The sequence below is a fragment of the Brevibacterium renqingii genome, from assembly GCF_017808105.1.
GTDB classification, from domain to species: Bacteria; Actinomycetota; Actinomycetes; order Actinomycetales; family Brevibacteriaceae; genus Brevibacterium; species Brevibacterium renqingii.
The window spans coordinates 24649-48229 of the sequence record NZ_JADBHF010000013.1 but is presented as its reverse complement, the minus strand read 5'-3'; the positions used below and the strand labels follow the sequence as shown (position 1 = coordinate 48229).

General features: G+C 66.5%; 21 protein-coding genes. 13 read left to right on the top strand and 8 right to left on the bottom strand.

What is annotated here, in order from left to right:
- Window positions 1-111 precede the first annotated feature (111 nt).
- From IHE57_RS13385 to IHE57_RS13370, 4 genes are all read left to right on the top strand, one after another.
- Window positions 112-1746, top strand: a complete 1635-nt coding sequence (locus IHE57_RS13385) for a sensor histidine kinase (RefSeq protein WP_209373723.1) — start codon at window positions 112-114, stop codon at window positions 1744-1746.
- Window positions 1743-2531 (top strand): response regulator, encoded by a 789-nt coding sequence (locus IHE57_RS13380; RefSeq protein ID WP_209373721.1) that lies wholly within the window; start codon window positions 1743-1745, stop codon window positions 2529-2531. The genes IHE57_RS13385 and IHE57_RS13380 overlap by 4 nt, the downstream gene beginning before the upstream one ends.
- A gap of 163 nt (window positions 2532-2694) precedes the next feature.
- Entirely contained in the window at window positions 2695-3549 is an 855-nt protein-coding gene (locus IHE57_RS13375; protein ID WP_209326195.1) for an ABC transporter ATP-binding protein, read from the top strand.
- Window positions 3546-6059, top strand: coding sequence for an ABC transporter permease (locus tag IHE57_RS13370; protein WP_209326196.1), 2514 nt, complete (start codon window positions 3546-3548; stop codon window positions 6057-6059). Before IHE57_RS13375 ends, IHE57_RS13370 begins: the two co-directional genes overlap by 4 nt.
- 70 nt (window positions 6060-6129) lie before the next feature.
- Here IHE57_RS13370 and IHE57_RS13365 read toward each other — a convergent pair whose 3' ends face one another.
- The 3 genes from IHE57_RS13365 to IHE57_RS13355 all read right to left on the bottom strand — a co-directional run bounded on the left by IHE57_RS13365 (window position 6130) and on the right by IHE57_RS13355 (window position 9202).
- Window positions 6130-6669, bottom strand: coding sequence for a hypothetical protein (locus tag IHE57_RS13365; protein WP_209373720.1), 540 nt, complete (start codon window positions 6667-6669; stop codon window positions 6130-6132).
- Window positions 6670-6755: 86 nt separating this feature from the next.
- Window positions 6756-7880 carry an FUSC family protein gene (locus IHE57_RS13360; RefSeq protein WP_366933961.1) on the bottom strand — a complete coding sequence of 375 codons (1125 nt, stop codon included), beginning with the start codon at window positions 7878-7880 and terminating at the stop codon, window positions 6756-6758.
- A 71-nt stretch (window positions 7881-7951) separates the two neighbouring features.
- A complete protein-coding gene (locus tag IHE57_RS13355; protein ID WP_209373717.1) occupies window positions 7952-9202 on the bottom strand; it encodes an aminotransferase-like domain-containing protein in 1251 nt (416 codons plus the stop codon).
- Window positions 9203-9510: 308 nt separating this feature from the next.
- Between IHE57_RS13355 and IHE57_RS13350 the strand changes: the two genes are divergently transcribed.
- From IHE57_RS13350 to IHE57_RS13335, 4 genes are all read left to right on the top strand, one after another.
- Window positions 9511-10797 (top strand): adenylosuccinate synthase, encoded by a 1287-nt coding sequence (locus tag IHE57_RS13350; protein WP_209326199.1) that lies wholly within the window; start codon window positions 9511-9513, stop codon window positions 10795-10797.
- 242 nt (window positions 10798-11039) lie between these two features.
- Window positions 11040-11966: a Bug family tripartite tricarboxylate transporter substrate binding protein gene (locus tag IHE57_RS13345; RefSeq protein ID WP_209373715.1), complete on the top strand. Its 927-nt coding sequence runs from the start codon at window positions 11040-11042 to the stop codon at window positions 11964-11966.
- Window positions 11967-11977: 11 nt separating this feature from the next.
- Window positions 11978-12511 carry a tripartite tricarboxylate transporter TctB family protein gene (locus IHE57_RS13340; protein WP_209373713.1) on the top strand — a complete coding sequence of 178 codons (534 nt, stop codon included), beginning with the start codon at window positions 11978-11980 and terminating at the stop codon, window positions 12509-12511.
- Window positions 12508-14025, top strand: a complete 1518-nt coding sequence (locus IHE57_RS13335) for a tripartite tricarboxylate transporter permease (protein WP_209373711.1) — start codon at window positions 12508-12510, stop codon at window positions 14023-14025. The genes IHE57_RS13340 and IHE57_RS13335 overlap by 4 nt, the downstream gene beginning before the upstream one ends.
- Window positions 14026-14092: 67 nt before the next feature.
- On the opposite strand, the gene IHE57_RS13330 is transcribed toward IHE57_RS13335, so the two are convergent.
- The 3 genes from IHE57_RS13330 to IHE57_RS13320 all read right to left on the bottom strand — a co-directional run bounded on the left by IHE57_RS13330 (window position 14093) and on the right by IHE57_RS13320 (window position 15773).
- Window positions 14093-14536 (bottom strand): carboxymuconolactone decarboxylase family protein, encoded by a 444-nt coding sequence (locus IHE57_RS13330; RefSeq protein ID WP_209373708.1) that lies wholly within the window; start codon window positions 14534-14536, stop codon window positions 14093-14095.
- Window positions 14537-14640: 104 nt separating this feature from the next.
- Entirely contained in the window at window positions 14641-14919 is a 279-nt protein-coding gene (locus IHE57_RS13325; protein WP_209326201.1) for a hypothetical protein, read from the bottom strand.
- Window positions 14920-15020: 101 nt separating this feature from the next.
- On the bottom strand, window positions 15021-15773 hold the full coding sequence (locus IHE57_RS13320) for a helix-turn-helix transcriptional regulator (protein ID WP_209373707.1): 753 nt from the start codon (window positions 15771-15773) through the stop codon (window positions 15021-15023).
- A gap of 87 nt (window positions 15774-15860) precedes the next feature.
- On the opposite strand from IHE57_RS13320, the gene IHE57_RS13315 reads away from it, so the two are divergent.
- The 4 genes from IHE57_RS13315 (at window position 15861) to IHE57_RS13300 (ending at window position 19637) form a co-directional block, all read left to right on the top strand.
- Window positions 15861-17213, top strand: coding sequence for a CynX/NimT family MFS transporter (locus IHE57_RS13315; RefSeq protein ID WP_209373704.1), 1353 nt, complete (start codon window positions 15861-15863; stop codon window positions 17211-17213).
- A 44-nt stretch (window positions 17214-17257) separates the two neighbouring features.
- Entirely contained in the window at window positions 17258-18094 is an 837-nt protein-coding gene (locus IHE57_RS13310) for a helix-turn-helix domain-containing protein (protein WP_209373702.1), read from the top strand.
- 126 nt (window positions 18095-18220) lie between these two features.
- A complete protein-coding gene (locus IHE57_RS13305; RefSeq protein WP_209373701.1) occupies window positions 18221-18634 on the top strand; it encodes a VOC family protein in 414 nt (137 codons plus the stop codon).
- An 85-nt stretch (window positions 18635-18719) separates the two neighbouring features.
- Window positions 18720-19637: an arylamine N-acetyltransferase family protein gene (locus tag IHE57_RS13300; RefSeq protein WP_209373699.1), complete on the top strand. Its 918-nt coding sequence runs from the start codon at window positions 18720-18722 to the stop codon at window positions 19635-19637.
- 19 nt (window positions 19638-19656) lie between these two features.
- Here IHE57_RS13300 and IHE57_RS13295 read toward each other — a convergent pair whose 3' ends face one another.
- Entirely contained in the window at window positions 19657-20856 is a 1200-nt protein-coding gene (locus tag IHE57_RS13295) for a GAF domain-containing protein (RefSeq protein WP_253720266.1), read from the bottom strand.
- A gap of 164 nt (window positions 20857-21020) precedes the next feature.
- Here IHE57_RS13295 and IHE57_RS13290 point away from each other — a divergent pair, with 164 nt between their 5' ends.
- On the top strand, window positions 21021-22841 hold the full coding sequence (locus IHE57_RS13290; protein ID WP_209373697.1) for a flavin-containing monooxygenase: 1821 nt from the start codon (window positions 21021-21023) through the stop codon (window positions 22839-22841).
- Between the two features lie 170 nt (window positions 22842-23011).
- Here the strand turns inward: IHE57_RS13290 and IHE57_RS13285 are convergent, their stop codons facing one another.
- Window positions 23012-23533, bottom strand: a complete 522-nt coding sequence (locus tag IHE57_RS13285; RefSeq protein WP_209373695.1) for a TetR/AcrR family transcriptional regulator — start codon at window positions 23531-23533, stop codon at window positions 23012-23014.
- Window positions 23534-23581 lie beyond the last annotated feature (48 nt).

The following is a 23581-nucleotide window of genomic DNA, read 5'->3' as shown; positions in this document are numbered from 1 at the left end:
CTCAGCCCGGTCGAGGCAGACTCTCAGCATCGCCGGGGACAGCCGCAGCACCGTCGGGGTCAGCCCTCGGTATGATGCACCGTCGCCGGGGCGCGCACTAGCATGAAGCACATGAGCGATCGACCGTCCGAGACCCCGAGGAGCCTGCCCGATCCCGCACGAGCCGAACCCGACCGGCTGGAGCGCCTGCGCATCTTCCTCGCCTCCCGTCCCTGGATCTTCGACTCCATCGTCTGGGCGCTGCCGGTCACCTTCATCGGTGTGAGCACCGAACTCGCTACCGCCGAGGCCAGCGACCTGTCCTCCCTGCCGGTGCCCATCCACGTCCTCATCGCCCTGCTCCAGACGGTCCCCTTGGCCCTGCGCCGCATAAGACCGCTGATGAGTTCGACCGTCATCGCAGTCGGCTGCCTGCTCAGCGTGATCACGATGATCGGCCCGAACCTCGGGATCGTGGCCGTGCCGCTGACCATCTATTCGACGACGGCCTTCGGCACCCGGGCCCACGGCCGCATCGTGCTCGTGTTCGGCCTCGTCGGAGCGCTGCTGCTCGGCGGGTGGCTGTACCTCGTATCGCTGCAGGCCACGATCGGGCCCGATTCGCGGCCCTTGGAAGCCGGCGAGTATCTGCTGCTTGCCACGATGGTCGCCCTGTGCGCGGCGATCGTCCTCATCGCCTGGCTGCTCGGCGGGGTCGTCTTTCGCAGGCGGCGTGAGATCGAAGGCGTCAGGGAGCGCAACCGCCTCCTCGAACGCGAACGCGAATCCGAGACCCGCCTGGCCGCCGATGCCGAGCGCATGCGCATCGCCCGGGAGATGCACGATGTCATCGCCCATTCGCTCTCCGTCGTCATCGCCCAGGCCGACGGCGGCCGCTATGTCGCCAAGACCGATCCGAGCGCGGCCGTCGGCGTCCTCGAGACGATCTCCCAGACGGGACGCGAAGCCCTCGCCCAGACCCGCTCACTGCTCGGCTTCCTCCGCTCCGACGAGGACGACAGCCGGTCCAAGGCTCCGCTGCCGGGCATCGGCGACATCGAATCGCTCATCGCCGATGTCCGTTCGGCAGGCCTGCCGGTCTCGGCTTCGGGGATCTCCGGCTTCGACGAGGAGCAGCTGCCCGACGGGGCAGCGCTCGCGGTGTACCGGATCGTGCAGGAGGCGCTGACGAATGTGCTCAAGCACGCCGGCAGCAGCGCGCGCGGACATGTCAGCCTGCAGGTCGAAGGCCGTGAACTCGTGATCCGCATCAGCGACGACGGGGCCGGGGAGGAGCCGGAGAAGGACCGCGCCGGAAACGAACGCGCCCACGGCCACGGGATCATCGGCATGAAGGAGCGCGCCGCCCTCTACGGAGGCTCGTTGAGCACGCGGACGATCCACTCGACGGGGATCACCGATTCCGCCGACGCTCCCGGTTCGGCCGGCATGTCCGGTGCCTCCGGCACCTCGGGGGCCGAGCCCGCGTTCACCTCGGGCAATGTGCCCGGCAGCGCCTTCGGGACCGCGACCGGGTTCCTCGTCGAGGCCCGGTTCCCTCTCAAACGCGGTGCCGAGGCGAGTGCGAAGGGCCTCGACGACGAAGGTGCGAACGACGTCGGCGCGGCGGGCGCGGATAATGTCGGGGAAGCGGGGGCGAATGTCGCAGGCGCGACCGCGCTCGGCACGACGTCCGGCACGACGTTGCCGGGCACGGCGCTGCCGGGCACGACGACGCCGGGCGACGAGAACGGGGGCAGGCGATGACCGAGCAGGCAGCGGATCCCGACACCCTGCGCGTCGTCCTCGTCGACGACCAGGCCCTCGTGCGGGCCGGCTTCGCCATGGTCATCGACTCCCAACCCGATATGCACGTGGCCGGTCAGGCCGGCGACGGGGCGGCCGGCATCGACATCGTCGGCCGCGAACAGCCCGATGTCGTGCTCATGGACGTGCGCATGCCCCGCGTCGACGGGATCGAGGCGACCGAGCGGATCCTCGAGCTCGCCGACAGCGGTCGGATCCGCACCCCGAAGATCATCGTGCTCACGACCTTCGACGATGACGAGTACGCTCTGCACGCCCTGCGGGCCGGAGCCTCCGGCTTCCTCCTCAAGGACACCCTCCCCGAGATGCTCCTCGACTCGATCCGCACCGTCATCGACGGGGGAGCCGTCATCGCCCCCACGACCACCAGGCGCCTGCTCGACAACGAACTGCTGCCCCGCCTCGGCGCCGGCGGACGGGGCACCGATCACGCGGCAGGCGGCGGGCCGGGCGAAGCGGCACCGAAAGCCGAAGCGGCGCCAACGCAGCCGAGCCTGCTCGACGATGCCGCGGCCCGTCGCCTCGACTCGCTGACCCCGCGCGAGCGGGAAGTGCTCGTGCTCATCGCGCAGGGACTGAGCAACACGGAGATCGGGCAGCGCCTCTTCCTCGCCCAGCCGACGGTCAAGACCCACGTCGGACGCATCCTCATGAAGCTCCAGGCCCGCGACCGCGTCCAAGCCGTCGTGCTCGCCTACGAAGCCGGACTCGTCGGCGGGCACTGAGGCAGGGGCCCAGATCCCGAGGGCAGGCACCCTCAGCGTCTGAGCCTGTCGGCCCGCTGTCATCCCCTGGTATGACTCGAGGCCGCCGAGGCGACCGCGGCCGCCCGCGAAGACCATCCTCCGGTCCGATGCCTCCTCCGCCCGCAGCGACGAGACTGGAGGCATGAACTCATCACATGCAGACTCCCATCCGTCCTCCGGTCCGGCCACCGCGCCGGCCCCGGCAATCCGCGCCATCGGACTGCGCAAGACCTACGGAGACGGCGACGCCATGGTCCGCCCCCTCGATGACCTCAGCCTCGACATCGAGGCCGGACGCTTCACCGCCATCATGGGGCCCTCCGGTTCGGGCAAGTCGACGCTGCTGAATATGCTCGCCGGCCTCGACACCCCTGATTCGGGCGAGGTCATCATCGGTGGGACCGCGCTGTCGGGACTCAGCGACCGCAAGCTCACCGCGCTGCGCCGCGACCGCATCGGCTTCGTCTTCCAGTCCTTCAACCTCGTGCCCGCGATGGATGCGGAGGAGAACATCCTCCTGCCCTCGCAGCTGGCGGGGAAGAAGACGGATCGGCGCGTCTTCCGCCGCATGGTCGACCTCCTCGGGCTGAGCGAACGGCTCCACCATCGCCCGCACGAGCTCTCCGGAGGCCAGCAGCAGCGCGTCGCCGTCGCCCGTGCCCTCGTCTCGCAGCCGGACGTCATCGTCGCCGACGAACCCACCGGCAACCTAGATTCGAACTCCGGCGAAGAGGTGCTGAGCATCCTGCGCTCCTCCGTCGACGAACTCGGACAGACCGTCGTCATGGTCACCCACGACCCGCGTGCCGCCGCTCGCGCCGATCGGGTCGTGCTCCTCGCCGACGGCCGCCTCGCCGGAGAGCTGATCGACCCGGATCCCGAATCCGTGGCCACCGCACTGATGAACGTCACCGCGACCACCGGTGCCGCGGCCGCCGGAACTTCGCGCGCAGGAGCTTCGCACTCCGGCGTCTCACACGCAGGGGGTGGACGATGATCCGCATCGCCTGGTCCAATCTCCGCAGCGCCTCCGGTCGGCTCTTCGCAGCGACGATCGCGATCGCCGTGTCCGTGGCCTTCATCGTCGCCGCGCTCCTGTTCTCGCAGGCCTTCGGCGACACCCTCCGCGATCAGGTGCGCGCCCAATGGGCGGGCGCCGACGTCGCGGTCACCGCCTCCCAATCCGATCCGAGCGCCTCCGGCGACTCGCCCCTGACCGAGTCCCTGGCTAAGTCCGTGGCCGGTGTCGACGGCGCCGAGAGCGCGCAGCTGACCGAAACCGGCTTCGTCTCGGTGGCCGCGGGCGGTGCCACCGTCTCGGCCATGCCCACGAACGTCCCGCAGAACCAGGACGAGACGATCGCGGGCTCGGCGCCGGGCTCGGACGACGAGCTCATGCTCCACGAAGCCGATGCGACGACCCTCGACGTCGGCGTCGGCGATGAGCTGACCATGAAGGCGTTCAACGGCGCCGGCGGCAGCGGTTCGAAGGAGCGGACGTACACGGTCTCCGGCATCATGCCGGGCTCGTCCGCCTCGGCGCTGGCCCTCTACCTCACCGATTCGGGCCTGCAGACGGTGCCGAGCGAACTCACAGCCGATTCCGTGCGCGTCGTCGCCGCGAACGGAACCGATCGAGCCGAACTCGCCGAGGAGGTCCGCGCAGTCGTCGCCGAGGCGGGGGAGAAGGACGCGCTCACCGTCCAGACCGTCGACCAGGTCGTCGACGCACAGCTCGAAGCGATGTCGGATTCCACGAACGTCCTCAACACGGTCGGCCTGGCCTTCGGGCTGCTGGCCGCCGGAGTCGCCGCGCTCGTCATCTCGAACACGTTCAACGTCCTCGTCGCCTCCCGCACCCGAGTGCTCGCGCTCGTCCGCGCCGTCGGCGCCTCCAAACGGCAGGTGCGCGGTGCCGCGGTGATCGAGAGCCTCAGCCTCGGGGTGATCGGCTCCGTGATCGGCGTCGGGCTCGGACTCCTGCTCGGCTGGGGACTCGCGGCCGCCGCCCGCGCGTTCTGGATGCCCGAGTTCGCACAGATGTCCCTGACACCTCTGGCCCTCGTGGCCGGGCCGGCCGTCGGCATCCTCGTCACGGTCGCCGCCGGACTCATCCCCGCGCTGCGGTCCTCCCGCGTCTCGCCCATCGAGGCGCTGCGTCCCGTCGACGTGCCCGCCGCGGCTCCCCGCTTCCGGTGGATCCGCACGAGCATCGCGCTCGTCCTCGGCATCGCCGGAATCGCCCTGTGCCTGCTCGGGGCGAGCTCGCAGTCCGTGCTCTTCGGCATCCTCGGCTGCTTCGGCCTCTTCGTCGCACTCCTCATCGGAGCCAGGGTCTTCGTGCCGCCGCTCGTGGCCCTGCTCGCCCGGATGATCGCCCTGGTCACCAGGCGCTCGCCCACGGTCAAACTGGCCGGACGCTCGGCGAGCACCGCCGGCGGACGGACCGCCTCGACGACGGGTGCCCTGCTCATCGGGATCACCCTGGTCACAGCCGTGGTCGTCGGTTCGGCGAGCCTGCAGCGCACCCTCGAACTCGCCACCGCCGAGGACACTCCCGTCGACCTCGTCGTCGCCGACAGCGGACACGACGTCGATACGGTCCTCGACGACTCGACCGTGGTCGAGGACCGAGTGGAAGTTCCTGCCACGGCCGCCTCGGTGAGCATTGAGGGCTCCGAGGGCTCGCACGACCTCACGATCGCCAGCGCCGCCGAGGCGGGGGATTCCCCCGTCGTGCGCAGCGGCGGCTACGAGGCCGAGCAGGGGACGGTGCTCATCTCCCCGGACGAGCTCGGTGTCGACGGTCTCACCTCCGACATCGACGGCAAGCCCGTGACCGTGGCGGTCGGCGGTGAGACGCTTAAGCTCGAGGCCGTCGGCTCACGGGACGTCCCGGCCGGCACGGCGCTCGTCAGCGGTGCTGATGCGAAGACCGTCGAACAGGCCGCAGGCGACGCCGTGGCGGAGCAGACCTGGGTGAAGATCGCCGATGACGCCTCGAGCTCTCAGATCGAGGCGCTGACCTCGGAACTCGACGGGATCGGCGTCGACTCCGATGCGGAACCGGCACTCAACCGGGCGGAGTACGCCTCGATGTTCCAGGTCGCGCTCACGGTGGTGCTCGGTCTCCTGGCGGCGGCGGTGATCATCGCGGTGATCGGCGTGAGCAACACGCTGACGCTCTCGGTCATCGACCGGCGGCGAGAGGGAGCGCTGCTGCGCGCACTCGGGTTCACACGACGGTCGATGTCGCGGATGATCACGGTCGAATCGCTGCTGATGACGGTCATCGCCCTGGTCGTCGGAACCGCGGTGGGAACGTTCTTCGGCTGGGTGGGCACCGCCTCGATCACCCCGGACGCGACCGACCCGGTGCTGTCGGTGCCGCCGCTGCAGCTCGGGCTGATCGGAGTGGCCGCGGTGCTGGCCGCCGTGCTCGCCTCGGCGATTCCGGCTCGGACCATGTCGCGGATCGCCCCGGCCAAGGGCATGAGCATGGAATGAGCGCCGAATGCACTGCGCGCCGCGACCTCGAGGAGTTCGAGGTCGCGGCGCGCAGTGTGTGGGAGCTGTCTCAGTCCTCCCAGTCGGTGCAGGTCATGGTTCCGTCGAGCGTGGCCGAGCCGAGCTTGGTCCCGTCGAAGGTCACGCTCTCGTCGCCGACGTCGACGCCCTTGGGGTTGTTGGCCTTAAAGGGGCGGCCCTGACCGATCTTGGCCATGACGAAGTCTGTGCCCTCGGCCTTGACCAGCGGCAGTTCGTTGTTCGTCTTGCCGATGATGTGCTGGAGGCTGCCCGGTTCCCCGGAGCAGTAGACATCGGTGGGTTCGATCGTGACGGTCTTCTCACCGGTGTCGAGAGTCAGCTTCGAGTCCGCGGAGTCGTCGGCGGACTCGGAGTCCTTCTCCTGATCGGACGAATCGTCCGAGTCCTCGTTCTCGTCCGAGTCCTCGGGCGGGGCCTGCTCGCTGGGGGTCTCCTCGGCGGCCTCCGGGCTCTGGGACTGCGTGTCTTCGCTCTGGGGCTGCTCGGAGTCGTCCGAGGCGGAGCCGGAGCATCCGCTGAGAGCGAGGAGACCGGCGAGGGCAACAGTTGAAATCGATCTGATACGCATAGGTCCATTATCGCCGAGAAATCAGGCTGCGTCCCCCGAAACCCGGGTCCGGAGTACGTGCGATTGTGCACATCTGGGACTCAGAGTCATTTCTGGCGAGAGCGCTTCTCCCCCTCACGCGCTTCGCGATCGGAGGCGACGTCGTCGACGATGACAGCGATGTGGCGCACGCTGGTGATGAGCGCGCCGTAGAGCGGCCAGGTCTGCGAGGGCAGCTCGCCCTGCACGAGCCGGCTCGAGAGTTCGTTGAGTCGATCGTGGATCGGTGCCACGTCCGCATCGGGATCGGCGACGGACTTCCCGGCGTCGGTGACGATATCGGCCCACTCGACCCGGAACCGGTCATCCCACTTCCCCTCGCCGTAGGAGGCCTCGGACAGGGTGCGCGTGAGATTGCGCAGGTGGGACACGCCCTCGTCGACCCGCTCGAGGATGTCCTCATAGCCGACCTTCGCCGAGGAGGAGCCGCTGCTCCCATGCGAGGCGGAACGGCGTGCTCGGAGGTAGTCGCGGGGATTGACCCGCCGGCTCTCCCGCGCGAAGCGCACGGACGCCCAGGCGGAGTTGAGCTCCTCGCTCATCGACAGGGTCTCCTGCAGCCAGCTGTCCGACTGGTCGGTGTCCCAGGACTCGCGGAACTCCCGGCCCATGCTGCACAGGACGTCGCCCATCCTGCGGTTGATGCTGTCGACGTACCGGGCCGCCTGCTGATCCCGCAGCGGTGGGATGACGATGAGGTTGACGGCCAAGCCGATCGCCACTCCGAGAGCGAGCTCGCCGATGCGCTCGCCGAGGAGGGGCTGCTGACTGCTGAATCCGCTGCCGAGGATGAAGATCGAGGTCGTGGCGATGGCGACGCCCTCGTCGCGGATCCAACTCAGACGGGCACCGGCCAGTCCCACGAGCAGCGCCAGGGCGAAGGTCCAGAGGCTGACACCGAGGAAGTTGCCGATGAGGAAGGAGATCCCGACCCCGATGGTCGAGGCCACCGTCGTCTGGATTCCGCGTGAGAAAGAGCGGTGGACCGTGGCGTGGACTGTCAGCAGCGCCGTCCACGGAGCGAGGAACGGCATCTGCGAGTCGAGTACGTATCCCGAGAGCCACCAGGCGGCTGTGGCGGCGATGACGCTCTTGCCGATCTGCAGCAGATCGGTGGAGACCTCGGGTTCGCGCAGCCATGCGCGCACTCGTGTGAACGGCTGATCCGGCACGGGCGTCTCCTCCTGATGGAAATCGGTCAGGCGATCAGCCTATCTGCGCGCTCACCAGGTGGGAAGCCACCTTATGCCCGGTGACGGCCGACGGCTCCGCGCAGGCGCTCCAATCCCTCGTCGATGCGTTCGGGGGTGTTCGAGGCGAAGCACAGACGCAGCGCATTCGAGAACTTCCCCGCGGGGGAGAAGGCGGGGCCGGGAATGTAGGCGACGCCGTCCTCCAGGGCGGTGGGCAAGAGCTCCTCGGTGTTGATCGTCTCGTCGTCGAAGGTCACCCACAGGAAGAACCCGCCGTCGGGGTCGGTGGCGCTGACTTCGCCGGGGAAGAGACGTTCGAGACCCGCTGACATCGTCAGCTTCCGTTCTCTGTAGGCCTCGCGCAGAACCTCGACGTGGGACTCGGCACCGCCTTCGGACAGCCATTGGGCGACGAGATGCTGGTTGGGCACCGGCGCGCATGTGTCCATCGTCTGCTTGGCGTTGACCGCGAGCTCGCGTACAGCCGGATCGACATCGATCCAGCCCAGCCGCAGTCCGGGGGCGACGAACTTCGAGAACGTGCGGACACCGAAGATGAGGGGATCGTTCGGACTGAGGTCGCTGAGCGCCGGCAGGGACTCGCCCGAGAAGCGCAGCATGCCGTACGGATTGTCCTCGATGATGACCGAGCGGTGGCGGTGGGCGAAGGACAGCAGCCGTTCGCGTCGCGGCAGGGACATCGTCACGCCTGCCGGGTTCTGGAAAGTGGGGACCGTGTAGATGACCTTCGGGGCCCGGCCGGTGCGGGCGACGTGGTCCTCGAGCGCCTCGACCTGCATGCCGTCCTCGTCGACGGGGATCTCGAGGATCTCCGCCTCGTAGCTCATCGCGGTGGCCGAACCGTTGGTGTAGGTGGGGGATTCGCAGGCGACGAGGTCGCCGGGACTGACGAAGAGCTTGAACCCGAGGTCGAGGCCCTGCATGCCGCCGGAGGTGATGAGGAGGCGGTCGGGGTCCCCCTGCTGCTCGACGGGGATCTGGTTCGTTGAGGAGAGGTAATCGTGCAGCGCATCGAGGAGGACCGGCTCGCCCTTCGTCTCCCCGTAGGTGAAGTTCGCCGGATCGAAGACTTCCCCGGCGATGCGCGCGAAGTCCTTGGCCGGCAGCATGTCCGGGGCGGGAGCGCCCATGCCGAACTTCACGATGTCATGGTCATAGGAGGCCAGCAGCGTGGTGGAGGCGTCGATGACGGATCCGACGAGCTGATCGGCGCGGCTGGCGAATGGCAGCGAGGGGTTCTGCGAAGAACTCGTGGTCGCATTCATTGAGGTGGTGGACATGAGCAACCTCCTACGAGCGGTGATGCCCTGAAGTCGACTGCTCCGGCGACGTTCAGAAGGCTCCTGCCCGAACGACGGAATACGTGGGTGACCTCAGCATAGGGCCGACCACCTCGGCGAACAAGGGCAGCGCGCACGGCCTGGACGGAGAGGGCAGGGCAGGTTGCCTCGGCCGGCAGGGACAGGTTCTGTTGCCTGGGTGGACGGGGAGAGGCGAAACCGTTCGCCCGCTGACGGCCGTGTCGGTGTGACCCAGTAGACTTGGCGCGTAATGACATCCCCCTCTCACTTCGAGGTGAAGTACTCTCATGCCAGCAATCGTTGTCGTCGGCGCTCAGTGGGGCGACGAAGGTAAAGGTAAGACCACCGACATCCTCGGCACCAGCGTCGACTACGTGGTCAAGCCCAATGGTGGGAACAACGCAGGCCACACGGTCGTCGTCGGCGGAGAGAAGTACGAACTCAAGCTCCTGCCCGCGGGCATCCTCTCACCGAACGTCACCCCGGTCATCGGCAACGGCGTCGTCGTCAACCTCGAGGCTCTGTTCGAGGAGATCGACGCCCTCGAATCCCGTGGGGCCGACACCTCGAAGCTGCGCATCTCGGCCAACGCCCACCTCGTGGCTCCCTACCACCAGACCCTGGACAAAGTGACCGAGCGCTTCCTCGGCAAGCGGGCCATCGGCACCACCGGCCGCGGCATCGGACCGGCGTATATGGACAAGATCGGACGGTTGGGAATCCGCGTCCAGGACGTCTTCGACGAGTCGATCCTGCGGCAGAAGATCGAAGGCTCGCTGCGGCAGAAGAACGAACTGCTCGTCAAGGTCTACAACCGTCGTGCCGTGTCGGTCGAGGAGATCGTCGAGTACTTCGAGCCCTTCATCGAACGGCTGCGGCCCTATGTCGCCGAGACCGAGCTCATGCTCAACGAGGCCCTCGACCGCGACGAGGTCGTCGTCATGGAAGGCGGCCAGGCGACGATGCTCGACGTCGACCACGGCACCTACCCCTTCGTCACCTCCTCGAACCCGACCGCCGGCGGATCCTGCGTGGGTTCGGGCATCGGACCGACTCGCATCAACCGCGTCGTCGGCATCGTCAAGGCCTACACCACTCGTGTCGGCGCCGGACCGTTCCCGACCGAGCTCTTCGACGAGATGGGCGAGTACCTGCAGAAAGCCGGCGGCGAGTACGGCGTCAACACCGGACGTCCGCGCCGCTGCGGCTGGTACGACGCGGTCATCGCCCGCTACGCCGCACGTGTCAACGGCTTCACCGACTATGTGCTGACCAAGCTCGACGTGCTCACCGGGATCGACCGGATCCCCGTCTGCGTCGCCTACGAGGTCGACGGGCAGAGGGTCGACGAGATGCCGGTGTCCCAGACCGAGTTCCATCATGCGAAGCCGATCTTCGAGTACTTCGACGGGTGGAGCGAGGACATCACCGGCGCTCGGACCTTCGAGGACCTGCCGAGCAACGCGCAGAAGTACGTGACCGCACTCGAGGAGCTCTCGGGCTGCCGCATGTCGGTCATCGGGGTCGGTCCCGACCGCGAACAGTCGATCGTCTGCCACGACCTGCTGGACTGAAGCTCGGCCAGTGGTGCCACGGCCTGGTTCGTTCCGACAGACGGCACCGCCGGGCCGGACGTTCAGGCGACGCGTCTCATTCTTTCAGGCTCCATTGAGGTTGGGGAGCCGAGATTGGTAACGTGCCGACCATGTTCCATTTCGGGATCCAACCGGCGCGACCGTTCTCGCTGCCGCGAGCAATCAGACGCATCGTCAGTACATCTGCCGGTCTCTCGCTGGTCGTCGCGACGACTGCCTGCATGCCCGACATCCACAGGAACGAAGGGTTTCCGCCGCCGCGCGTGACCGCGATCGCCGCAGGTTCGCCCGGGGGCGGCCTCGATCTGACCACTCGCATCACGAAAGACGGCTTCGATGCGGCCGGAATCGACACCTTCATGTCGATCGAGAACATGGGAGGAGGCGGCGGCAATCCCGCCCGTGCTGCCGTCCTGCAGAGGGAGAGCGACGGGACTTCTGTCGTCTTCGAATCCAATCGCATCTTCCTCTCCAACATCACCGGCACGACAGATATGTCCTTGGACGACTTCACTCCGCTGGCTCAGCTGACGACTGACTACGAAGTGTGGATCGTGAAATCAGGATCGAAATACAGCTCCGCAGAGCAGGTGCTCAAGGCCATCAAGCAGGACCCTGGCTCGGTCAACTTCGGAATCGGCACGGTTCCCAGCGATGATCAGCTCAATATCCTCCGTCCCGCGAGCGAGTACGGTGTGGAAGACCTGACTCGACTCAACCTAGTTGCATTCTCCGACGGCGGAGACCTCAACAATGAGCTTCTGGGAGGCCGCATCGACGTGGCGTCGACGGGGATGTCCGAGGCGATGGAGCTTGTCGACAGCGGCGACGTCGAGATCGTTGCGGTCTCGGCCCCCGAACCGGTCGCTGCTGCCCCGGAAGCACCGACATGGCATGACCTCGGCCTGAACATCACGATCAACCACTGGCGGGGTGTATTCGGCCCTGCGGACATGCCGCAGGATGCGGTCGACTGGTGGCGAGAGTCTTTGGAAAGAGCCGTCGAGTCAGACGAATTCGTTGAACAGGCCGAGTCTTTGGGGATCAACCCTGACTATGTTGCCGGAGACGAATGGCTCGATACGGTGATTCGCCCCGAACAGAAGGAATCGACCGAGGTGCTGACGAAAGTGGGCTTGGTGAAATGAGCGCAAAACGGGTGACGCCCCAGTCCATTGACGACCAGCGAGCCGACGTCGGAAGTCGGACCGCCTCGGCGGCGCTCTCGAGCGTTGTGCTCGGCTTCCTCGCAGTCTTCTATGTCATCAACGCCTTCCTGCTGCCGGACGCTGCTGTGGAGGAGGGGATCGGGCCGAAGACGTTCCCTCTCGTCGTCGGTATAGTCCTGCTCTGCACCACCGGTCTCGGCATCATCGCGATCGTGCGCGGCGGTGTCGAGGTCAGGCCCGTCGGCGGGCAGGAGGTTCTGCGCGTCGCGTCGTGCATCGTCCTCTTCGGCCTGTACACGGCCTCGATCTTCCTCATCGGTTTCGTCGAGGCGTCGGTGATCTTCTCGATGCTGGTGTCGATGACGGTGTTCGGAGTGCGACTCAGTGCGGTCAGAGCTGTCGGCCTCTTCGTCATCAACATCGTCATTGCGATGGCGCTGTTCCTCATCTTCGACGTCTGGCTCCATGTCCTGCTGCCCGTCGGCTGGTTGGAGTTCTGGGTCTTCGGAGGTCTGCAGCTGTGAACACCATCAACGAACTGCTCTCCGCACTCAGCGGAATCGCCACCTCGCCGAGCCTGCTGCTCATCATCCTCGGCGGAGTCGTTCTCGGAACCGTCGCCGGCCTGCTTCCGGGCATCGGTCCGTCGACGGCCATTGCGCTACTGCTGCCGGTTGCGATCACCGTCCCGGCCGAGGTCTCGCTGCCGCTCATGGTCTCGTTGTATCTCGGTGCCGAATACGGCGGCAGGATCTCCGCGATTCTGCTGAATATCCCCGGGGACCCAGGAGCCATCATGACCACGCTGGACGGGCACCCGATGGCGTTGAAGGGCAAAGCGGCGACCGCGTTGTCGATCTCCGCTCTCGCGTCATTCGTCGGGAGCGTGCTGGCCTTCTTCGGATTGGCCTTCATCGCCGGACCGATGTCAGAACTGGGTTTGGCTTTTGGACCCGGAGCCTACTTCGCCGTCGTTGTCATGGCCCTCGTCCTCAGTGCGACCCTTGTCGGTTCGGCTCCGATGCTGGGGCTGACCGCGGTGGCAATCGGTGTTGCCGTGTCGACGGTCGGAATCGAGCTTCAGTCGGGTCTTCCCCGCTTCACATTCGGCAGTTTCACGCTGTTGGAGGGAATCGATCCGATCGTAGCCATCATCGGTGTGTTCGGCGTTGGGGAGATCCTGGCCAGCACCGCGATGAGCAAGGACTTCCAAACAGTGTCGAAGCTGTCCGGACGATTCCTGCCTACAGGTCTCGAACTCAGACAGGGGACACTTCCCAGCCTGCGAGGCTCGATCATCGGCTTCATCGCCGGTGTGCTGCCGGGGGCGGGTACCACGATCGCCGCTTTCTTCTCCTACGGTCTGGAGAAGAGACTTGCGCCGGAATCGGCCGGTATGGGCAAAGGTGCCGTGCGAGGACTGGTTGCCCCGGAATCCGCGAACAACGCGGCGGTGTCCGGTTCGATGGTTCCACTGCTGACCCTCGGCATCCCCGGTTCGGGGACCACGGCGGTCCTCCTCGCCTACCTGATGATGTACGGTCTCAATCCCGGCCCCGGATTCTTCGATGCGAACCCTGAACTGGCGTGGACGATCATCGGTGCACTGCTGGTCAGCGCGATCCTGGGTGTGGTCATCAATATCGGAGCATCCCCGCTGCTGGCGAAGATCCTCGCCATTCCCATGCCTTTCATGGCTCCGGTGATCCTCATCCTCGCGCTCATCTCGTGCTACAGCATCCACAATTCAGCGACCGATGTGTATATCGCTTTGGCGTTCGGTGTGCTTGGCTATGTGATGCGTCTGGTCGGAATGTCTCCGGCTCTGCTCGTCATCGGTTTGGTCTTGGGCGAAATGCTCGAGCGCAATCTGCAACAGGCACTCGGCCTGACCGGAGGCAACTTCTGGGCAGTCATCTCGGACTCGCTGGCCCTGGTGTTCATCGTCATTGCGGTGCTCGCGCTCGTCTCGGTCCTGCCATGGAGGAGACTGTTCGGCAAGAAGGCGACTGAAGCGAAAGCGGACGTAACCAAGTGAAACGCGGGTGACCGCGCCTGTACACGGCCCGGTTCGTTCCGACAGACGGCACTACCGGGCCGGACGTTCAGTCCAGGTGCTGGTGGGTGCTCACAGCGAGGCGGTTCCAGACGTTGATCGCTGAGATCGCCATGAGCAGCTCGACCATCTCCTGTTCGGAGAAGACGGCAGCGGCGGCCTTCCAGGTCTCGTCCGAGACGCCGTCGGCGATGTGCGTGACCTCCTCGGTCATGCGCAGCGCCGCCTGCTCACGGTCGCTGTAGACAGAGGTCGCTTCCTTCCATCCCGCGAGGACGTCGACCTTGACCTGATCGACCTCGGCCTTCCGGGCCTCACCTGCGTGCATATTCAGGCAGTAGGCGCAACCGTTGAGCTGGGAAGCGCGCAATTTGATCAGGGACAGCAGCCCCTCGCCGAGGCTGCCTCGGTGGATGTACTTCTCCAATGAGTAGAGCGGCTGGTAGGCCGCCTCGTCGACTGCCAGGATGTTCAGGCGCTGGGTGTCGGACATGTGCATCATCTTCTTCACATCGTGCGATTAGTCTGACGTCTGCTCGTCAGCCGTGTCTGTCTCGCACGATACGCCGCTGCTGGACGTGGGGCCAGGGCCGCGGCTCAGTCGCGCAGCTTGCGGATGGACTCGACGGCTCCGTCGTAGGCTGCGGTGATGTCGACGATGTCGATCCGGTCCGGCAGATCGCCCGACGCCTGATGGCTGAGCATGAACTCGACCACGGCGCGGGCGGTCTCCTCATCGTTGTGCAGGACCCCCTCGGAGGCGTCGTCGACGTCGGCAAGCATGAGGACGAGCTCATCGGTGCCGGTGGCCGTGTGGATGAGGGCGAGGAACTCGCCGGTGTCCTGCAGTTCGATCTCGATCTCTTCTTCGGCCATTGCCAGCCTCCCGTAACTCGATGAATGCGAGGGATCTGCTGCCAGCATAGACCCGTCGGTCAACCGAAGGGCGGAAGGGCGGCCTACATATCGGGCCGGGTTCAGTCGCGCAGGGAGTGCTGGTACCGACCCGGGCTCATCCCGACCAGAGAGGTGAAGGCGGTGATGAACGAGCCAGGGTTGGCCCAACCGCATTCGGCGGCGGTGTCGTAGACGCTCAGCCCATCGGCCAGGAGCAGCAGCGCCCGATGGACTCGCAGCTCCGATCGCCACTGGCGGAACGTCATTCCGGTCTCCCGTTGGAACAGACGCGACAGGGTCCGCTCGCTCGCTCCGACCTGATGGCCGAGCTCGGCCAGAGACACCGGATTCGCCAGGTCCTCCTCGACGAGCTTCGTCACGGCCAGCAGCCGATCATCATGGGGCTCGGGCAGATGCAGCGGCTGCTCGCCGGTGGCCGTCAGCTCGTCGATGATGACGAGACGCAGCCGGTCCGTGCTCGCCTTCGACCGGCGCCGCGGGCCCGTCAGAGCCAACATGGCCTCCGTGGCCAGCGGGGTCGTCGCCAACACGGCGGGCCGAGCGACGAGGGCCTCGGCCATCTGTTCGGGGAGGAAGACCACGCGCATGTCCGCAGCCCCATGCGCCCGGTGCTGATGCTCGAACTCCGCAGGCACCCAGACGACGCGATTCGACGGCGCGATCCACGAGCCTTCACTGGTCACCAGGGACAGCACCCCCGTCGCCGGATACACCAGATGCCCGAGGTCGTGGGTGTGCGCCGGCGTCCGCTCATCGTGGCCGAGTAGGTGGATGAGTTCCGGACTGAGGGATTCGTGGCTGAATTTGTCCATTTGCAGTCAGTTTAATGGTTCCCCGCCGAGGCGGGGCCCGTTTGAATGGGGGAGTACCGAAGGACCGGACAGAACGAAAAGGATGCAATGAAGAGACTCGACCCGAACACCGACCCGGAACCCTCCCGCACCGAGGAGGGCAGCGTCCTCGTCGCACCGCCTCGGCGGACGGCACCTGGCGGCGATCGGAGTCGGCTCGGTCTGCTGGTCCTCGGGGCCGGGCTCATCCTCATCGGGCTCAACCTGCGCATCGGGGTCGCCTCGGTGGGACCGGTCCTCGGGGACATCCTCGACGATCTCCGTCTCAGCGCCACGGTCGGCAGTCTGCTGACGACGATCCCGGTCTTCGCGTTCGGTGCGTTCGCGTTCCTCACTCCGGGTCTCACGCGTCGGTTCGGCATGCACCGGGTGCTCGGGATCCTCATGATCGTCCTCGCCGCCGGCATCGCCCTGCGACTGCAGCCGAGTCTGCTCGCGCTCTTCTCCGGTACGGTGCTCGTCGGCGCGGCCATCGCTGTCGGCAATGTGCTGCTGCCGACGGCGATCAAGAGCGACTTCTCGCATCGTGCCGGTCTGATGATGGGGCTGTACTCGACGGCGCTGTTCCTCGGCGCGGCGCTCGCCTCCGGACTGACGGTGCCGATCATGTCGGCCGTCGGCGGATCCTGGCGTTGGGCGCTCGGCATCTGGGCGGTCCCGGCTGTTCTGGCCGCACTGCTGTGGATTCCGCAGATGCTGCGGCGCCCGGCGAGCTTCTCGGGCGCGGGCGCAGTCGCGGGCTCGGACGCGACGGCGGACTCGCCCAGCGAGATCGGGGAACCGTCCTTCCGCTCGATCCTCACCGATCCCATCGCCTGGGCGGTCACCGGCTTCATGGGGCTGCAGTCGATGAGCTACTACGCGGCGCTGACCTGGGTGCCTGTGATCTTCCAGGACAGCGGCATGGCCGCCGATCGTGCCGGGTGGATGCTCTCCTTCTCCGCCTTCCCGGCGATCCTCACCTGCCTCTTCACTCCATCGATCGCTCAGCGGCTGCGGCCTCGGTGGATCGGCGTGGCCGCCGCCTCGGTTCTCGTCGGTGCCGGGTTCGCCGGTCTGCTGGTCGCACCCGTGGCGGGAGCCTATGTGTGGATGACACTGCTCGGGATGGGGCAGGGCGCGGCGATCAGCCTGTCGCTGTCCTACATCGTGTGGCGGTCCCCGGACGCTCACCACACCGGTCATGTCTCGACCATGGCGCAGGGCTTCGGCTATCTCTTCGCCGGTCTCGGACCCCTCGGCCTGGGATGGCTGCACACGGTCACCGGTTCATGGACCGCACCGTTGATCGCACTCCTCGCCCTGCTCGTCCTCCAGCTGGTCAGCGGCGCATTCGCCAGCCAGGACCGCCACGTCCGTGCCCGGAGCGCCCACACTCGCGAGGTGCTGGTGCGCGGCTGAGAACCTTCCGGCCGGCCGCTCAGCTGTGGGATTACACTGTGTGCATGACTGCGGCACCTGTCGACGAACTCATCCGCAGCCCGCACCCGCGTCTGCGGCCCTATGTCGGTGACTACGTCGGCTACGACATCTCGGGCGTCCCCGCAGGGACGCACCTGGGTCTGCCATCGGGCGCGATGACGTTCATCGTCTCGATCGACGAGCCGCTGCGGCAGTGGGACCCGGAGACCGGGGCGGTCGAGGACTTCGATGTCCTGCTGGCCGGGCTTCACCTCCGAGCGACGCACATCCGGCACAACGGGGCAATGACCGGCATCCAGATCAACTTCACCCCTTTCGCCCCGCGGATCCTCTTCGATGCCCCGGCGGTCGAGTTCGCCCACCGCAGCGCCGAGCTCGGCGACATCTCAGCGCCCATCGCCGCCGAGCTCCACGAGCGAGTCAACTCCGCAATGACTTGGGCGGCCCGTTTCGACGTCATCGACGAGGTGCTCCTGCGCGCCGTCGACGAGGAAGCACGACCGCGCGCGGAAATGGTTGAGTCCTGGAAGCACATCGCGGACTGTCACGGACAGGTTCCGGTCGCACTCCTCGCCGACCGGATCGGGTGGAGCCGGCGACATCTCAACGGCCGGTTCCGCGCGGAATTCGGCATCGGGGTCAAGGATACGGCGCGGGTCATGCGCTTCGACCGAGCCAGAAGAATGATCGACACCGGCGGAGCTTCGCTGGCCGAGATCGCGGCAGTGTGCGGCTATGCCGACCAGTCCCATCTCAACCGTGATTTCAAGTCACTGACCGGCACGAGCCCGCGACAGTGGCTGAAAGAGGACCCTGTCGTGCGCAAGTTCCGCAGTGACGTTCCGGGGACGAACCGATAGATCGGATGCCGGGCATGATTTTCCGCAGTTCCCATTTGTCCAAGACCTCGCCGAGGCGGTCGATCCATGATGGAAGCACGGGACAGCAGACGGCTGTCCGATGACGAGCGAATTCTAGGAGCTGACATGTCGAATGGAACCGCAGCGAACATCTGGCCGACCTTCCGCTATCGGGATGCGAAGGGTGCAATCGCCTTCCTGCGGGAGGCCTTCGGATTCGAGGTCGTGGTCGAGTACGCGAACGCCGACGACCCGCAGCGGGTCGACCATGCCGAACTGGCCTGGCCCGAAGGCGGAGGCATCATGCTCGGCTCGGCCCGCGACGACGGGGGTGTGATGACGAAGACCGGTGTCGCCTCCGGCTCGGTCTACGTTGCGGCAAGCAACGTCGAGGAGCTCTACCATCGTGCGATCAGTGCCGGGGCCACCGTAGTCATGGGCCTGACCGAGCAGGACTACGGCTCACTCGACTTCTGTGTGCAGGACCCCGAGGGAGTGCTCTGGTGCATCGGAACGTACCGGGGCGCGGGCGAGGAGTGACCGGGGCCCACACGGTTTTCGCGGACTAGGCTGAGAGCCGGAAACTGATGTGCCGACTCTGCGGAGCACGAGAGGAGACCACTCGATGACGACGACCATGGCGTCCTCGCTGCTGGAACGATATATCGAACGGCTCGGTCTTGAGGCCTCCGTGCCCGAGCTGCGCCAGCGGGCCGGAGGGGCCTCGGGACAGGTCGTCGAACTCCTCGACGATCTGCTCCGCGCGCACATCCACGCGATCTGCTTCGAGAATCTCGACGTCGTGGCTGCGCGTGCTCGCGGCGAAATCCGAGCCGTCTCCGTCTCCCTCGACGAGGTCGCTGACAAACTCCTCGGGGGTCGTCGCGGCGGGTACTGCCACGAACATGCGGTGCTCATGCGTGGGATCCTCGCGGAGCTGGGGCTTGCCGTCTATCCGGTGCTGGCGCGTGTCCACCTCGGCGCCGGACGCGTCGAGCCCGCAGGGCTGACCCACCAAGCGACGATCGTCGGGCTCGGTTCCCAGCGGTACCTCGTCGATCCGGGCTTCGGCGGCGGCACTCCCGAGTGTGCGCTGCCTCTGTCCGGAGAAGCGCGGGCGACCGTGCGCGGGGAGCATCGCATCGCCCGGGCGGAATCGGCGCTCGAACCTGCCATGCGTGCCGAGAGCGAATGGGTTCTCCAGTCCCGGACCAGCGATGACCAGGACTTCCGCAATGTCTACGCCTTCGCCGATAGGCCCCGACAGCGTTCGGACATCGAGGTCTCGAACTGGTACACCTCGACGAAACCGGGAACCCGTTTCACAGGTCCACCGGTTCTCGCTCGGTCTCTGCCCGATGGCGGAAAGCTGACCGTGGAGGGGCGACAGCTGCGGTACGTCCGCCGCGGTGCGGTGCCCGAGCGTCGGGAACGGACGATCACAGATGCCGCGGATTTCGCTCGAGTGCTCACCGAGGATTTCGAACTGAGAGTCCGGTGCGAGTTCGCCGCTCTCGTGTGGGGTGCGAACTCCCAGTCCTGATCGAACCGATCAGCCCTGATCAGCAGGACCCGCTGGAGGCGGAGTCGGGACCGTCGAGCCGCGCGAGCACTCCTTCGGCCCAACGATACGGCTGAGTGGCGAGGAGGGCGCCGACCGAGCGGCGCACCCGCGAGATCTCGGCACGCACGGTCACCAGATGATCGGCGTCGCCGTAGAGCTTTCGGCTGAGCTGGGATGCGCTGATGCCCGCCGCCCCGGCCTCGGTGATCGCGGCGAGGACCTGCGCCCTGCGAGGAGTGAGCGGGATCGTCAGCGGCTCGGTGTCCGAGTCGATCTCGAGTACGGCCGGGTGAGCCGAGAGCCTGAGCGTGACCAGGACCGGCCGATCAGCCTCGGTGCCGGAGGGGCGCAGCAGCCAGCCGCCGGTGATCTTCTCCGGCAGGCACAGCCCCGCACCGGGGATGAGGATCGAGCGGTCGGCCGCGGGCGCTTCGATGCGGTCGCGGCTGCGGACCCCCTGCTGATAGGCGACCCAGCCCTCTTCGTCGACGACCAACGCGGGACCCGGTGTGCCGGCGAGCATGGCGGACATGCGGTCGCGCAGGCTGTTCAGCTGCTCCTGCTGGACGATCATCAACCGCGCCTCGGCCAGCCGCACCGCAGTCGTGACCAGTGACCGCACCGCCGGGTGGAGGGTGAGCGCCGGCCCGCTGATATCGACGACGCCCAGGAGGGTTCCGTCGTGCGGATCATGCACCGGCACGGCGCTGCAGTACCACGGGTGCTGGGTGGACTCGAAGTGCTCGGCGGAGAACAGCTGGACGGAAGATTCCTCGGTCAGGGCAGTGCCGATGGCGTTCGTGCCGACCACCGACTCGGACCAGTGCGCCCCCTCGACGAAGCCGAGATCATCGGCCTGACGGCGAGCAGAGGCGGCACCGTCACGCCACAGGATGACGCCCTCGGCATCGGTGACGACGAGGATGTAGGGCGCGGCGTCGGGGGCTCTCAGCAGAACGGACTTCATCTCTTCGACGACCAGCCGCAGCTTCGAACGCTGTCGGCGGGACTCGATCTTCGCATCATCATCGACGACTCGGCGGTTGGCCCCGGCGGGGTCGAGGCCCAAGCGCAGCATTCGCTCCCACGAGCGCCTGACGAGCGCGCGCGGTTGCACCGGCGGCGGGGCCCCGGTGATCACAGCATCGTGAATGCGTGTCAGATCTCTGGCGAGATGCGCCAGGTCCGGCTGAGGCATGAGACGAGTATAGGCAGAGACGCAGTCCCTGACCATGGAATCGGCTCGGACGATGCGGCCGCACCTCACAGTGCTCATCCGCCTCATGCAACTCGATGCAACTCTTCCCGCGCACGTGCTCTCGGCATAGCTTGGACTCACTGTACTCAATGAGGAGGAATGAGATGACCACGACGATCGAACGACCGCAGCTGACCGCCGACGACATCGCCACGAGGTGGCTGCAGGATTTCGAGTCCGCGCTCAGCCGCCGTGATATCCCGGCCGCGGCCGGGATGTTCGCCGCCGCCAGCTATTGGCGGGACCTGGTGTCCTTCACCTGGAACCTCAAGACGGTCGAGAATCCCGACGGGGTCGCCGATCTGCTGACCCACAATCTCGACCGGGTCTCTCCTGCCGAATTCGAACTCAGCGAACCCGCCGCCACCGCGGACGGAGTGACCGAAGCATGGTTCACCTTCACCACCTCGGTGGGGCGGGGGAAGGGGCTCGTCCGGCTCATCGACGAGGACGGCACCAAGGCCTGGACCGTGCTCACCGCGCTGCAGGAGCTCACCGGCCATGAGGAGCCACGGGGGACACGGCGTCCCAAGGGTGCGGTGCACGGCGTCGATCCCGAACGGAAGAGCTGGTCGGAACGACTCGCCGAGGAGGACGCGGCCTGGGGCAGGACCGCCGATCCCTACATCCTCGTCGTCGGTGGGGGACAGGGCGGGATCGCCCTCGGCGCTCGCCTGCGTCAGCTCGGGGTGCCCGCCCTCGTCGTCGATCGGTGGGAGAGGCCCGGGGATCAGTGGCGCTCGCGGTACAAGTCGCTGTGCCTGCACGACCCTGTGTGGTACGACCACCTGCCCTATCTCAAGTTCCCCGACAACTGGCCGGTGTTCGCACCCAAGGACAAGATCGCGGACTGGTTGGAGTTCTACACGAAGGTGATGGAGATTCCCTACTGGTCGTCGACGACGGCCACCTCGGCGACCTACGACGACGAGACGGGCCAGTGGACCGTGGACGTCGACCGTGACGGCGAGGCGGTTACGCTGCGGCCGACTCATCTGGTGATGGCCACGGGGATGTCGGGCAAACCGAACATTCCGACGTTCCCGGGCGCGGACGTGTTCAAAGGTGAGCAGCAGCATTCATCTCAGCATCCCGGCCCCGACGCCTACGCGGGGAAGAAGGTCGTCGTCATCGGCAGCAACAATTCGGCCTTCGACATCTGCGGAGCACTGTACGAGAACGATGCCGATGTCACGATGGTGCAGCGATCGAGCACGCACATCGTCAAGAGCGATTCGCTCATGGAGATCGGCCTCGGCGACCTCTACTCGGAGCGGGCCCTGGCGAACGGAGTGACGACGGAGAAGGCGGACCTCATCTTCGCTTCCCTGCCCTATCGGATCATGCACGAGTTCCAGATACCGCTCTATGACCAGATGAAGGAACGCGACAAGGACTTCTACCAGCGGATGGAGGATGCCGGTTTCGACCTCGACTTCGGAGACGACGAGTCCGGTCTGTTCCTCAAGTACCTGCGTCGCGGCTCGGGCTACTACATCGACGTCGGATCGGCCGAACTCGTCGCAGATGGGAAGGTCAAGCTGGCGAAGGGACAGGTCGACCACCTGACCGAGGACGCCGTGGTGCTCGACGACGGGACCGAGCTGCCGGCCGACCTCATCGTCTACGCCACCGGGTACGGGTCGATGAACGGCTGGGTCGCCGACCTCGTCGACCAGGAGACTGCGGACAAGGTCGGCAAGTGCTGGGGCCTGGGCTCGGAGACGACGAAGGACCCGGGCCCGTGGGAGGGCGAGCAGCGCAATATGTGGAAGCCCACCCAGCAGGAGAACCTGTGGTTCCAAGGCGGCAATCTCCACCAGTCGCGGCACTACTCGCTCTACCTGGCCCTCCAGCTCAAGGCCCGCTACGAAGGGATCGAGACTCCGGTGTACGGACTGCAGGAGGTCCATCACCTGAGCTGAGCTGATGCTCTGGGCAGTTCAGAGCTTCAGCGGGACGCTGGGTGGACGAAATGGGCTGATTCTGGTGAAGCAGAAGCATCCCATTTCGTCCACCTTGAGTCCGGTTCGCGTGAGCCGCGGCCTGCTATCGGGGCAGATGCTCGGTATCGGGCCAGATGTCGTTTGCGGTTCTACAGCCCCAGGCGCGTGAGCACTCGTTTCACGTGTTCGAGCGCTTCGCCCTGGGAGAGGCCGAAGTTCTGGTTGAAATACATACCGTCGCCGATGAGCTGGATCGTCATCGCGAGATCCGGATCGCCGAGGTGGGCGTTGAGGACGTCGAACCAGGCTTCGCGGGTCTTACGCAGCGCGGCCTTGGCATCGTCGTTCTCCAGGGCGAGGCATCCGGCCGCGATGAGACTGCGATCGAGCGCCGTGCCGACCTCGGCCGAGGTCTCCAGATAGTAGTAGTGGAGACGCTCTCCTGCGGCTTTCATGTCCTCGATGTCCTCGGCGACCAGCTGGTCGAGGCGCTTGAGGCTGCCGTTGATCAGCTCGGCCTTCGAACCGAAATGGTAGAGGAGGCCGCCCTTGGAGACTCCGGCCTTCGCCGCCACGGCGTCGAGCGTCGCCCCAGCCGTTCCATGCTCATCGAGCAGAACGTCGAACGCGTCGAGCAGCTTCTCTTTGGTCTCGGTCGGATTGCGTGCCATGGCCCCGAGCCTAGTCGATGCGCTTGCGGCTGAAGCGACGTGACGGCA

Coding starts and splice junctions, on each gene's coding strand:
- IHE57_RS13385 (WP_209373723.1), top strand. CDS start 112: ATGAGCGATCGACCGTCCGAGACCCCGAGGAGCCTGCCCGATCCCGCA.
- IHE57_RS13380 (WP_209373721.1), top strand. CDS start 1,743: ATGACCGAGCAGGCAGCGGATCCCGACACCCTGCGCGTCGTCCTCGTC.
- IHE57_RS13375 (WP_209326195.1), top strand. CDS start 2,695: ATGAACTCATCACATGCAGACTCCCATCCGTCCTCCGGTCCGGCCACC.
- IHE57_RS13370 (WP_209326196.1), top strand. CDS start 3,546: ATGATCCGCATCGCCTGGTCCAATCTCCGCAGCGCCTCCGGTCGGCTC.
- IHE57_RS13365 (WP_209373720.1), bottom strand. CDS start 6,669: ATGCGTATCAGATCGATTTCAACTGTTGCCCTCGCCGGTCTCCTCGCT.
- IHE57_RS13355 (WP_209373717.1), bottom strand. CDS start 9,202: ATGTCCACCACCTCAATGAATGCGACCACGAGTTCTTCGCAGAACCCC.
- IHE57_RS13350 (WP_209326199.1), top strand. CDS start 9,511: ATGCCAGCAATCGTTGTCGTCGGCGCTCAGTGGGGCGACGAAGGTAAA.
- IHE57_RS13345 (WP_209373715.1), top strand. CDS start 11,040: ATGCCCGACATCCACAGGAACGAAGGGTTTCCGCCGCCGCGCGTGACC.
- IHE57_RS13330 (WP_209373708.1), bottom strand. CDS start 14,536: ATGTCCGACACCCAGCGCCTGAACATCCTGGCAGTCGACGAGGCGGCC.
- IHE57_RS13325 (WP_209326201.1), bottom strand. CDS start 14,919: ATGGCCGAAGAAGAGATCGAGATCGAACTGCAGGACACCGGCGAGTTC.
- IHE57_RS13320 (WP_209373707.1), bottom strand. CDS start 15,773: ATGGACAAATTCAGCCACGAATCCCTCAGTCCGGAACTCATCCACCTA.
- IHE57_RS13315 (WP_209373704.1), top strand. CDS start 15,861: ATGAAGAGACTCGACCCGAACACCGACCCGGAACCCTCCCGCACCGAG.
- IHE57_RS13310 (WP_209373702.1), top strand. CDS start 17,258: ATGACTGCGGCACCTGTCGACGAACTCATCCGCAGCCCGCACCCGCGT.
- IHE57_RS13305 (WP_209373701.1), top strand. CDS start 18,221: ATGTCGAATGGAACCGCAGCGAACATCTGGCCGACCTTCCGCTATCGG.
- IHE57_RS13300 (WP_209373699.1), top strand. CDS start 18,720: ATGACGACGACCATGGCGTCCTCGCTGCTGGAACGATATATCGAACGG.
- IHE57_RS13295 (WP_253720266.1), bottom strand. CDS start 20,856: ATGCCTCAGCCGGACCTGGCGCATCTCGCCAGAGATCTGACACGCATT.
- IHE57_RS13290 (WP_209373697.1), top strand. CDS start 21,021: ATGACCACGACGATCGAACGACCGCAGCTGACCGCCGACGACATCGCC.
- IHE57_RS13285 (WP_209373695.1), bottom strand. CDS start 23,533: ATGGCACGCAATCCGACCGAGACCAAAGAGAAGCTGCTCGACGCGTTC.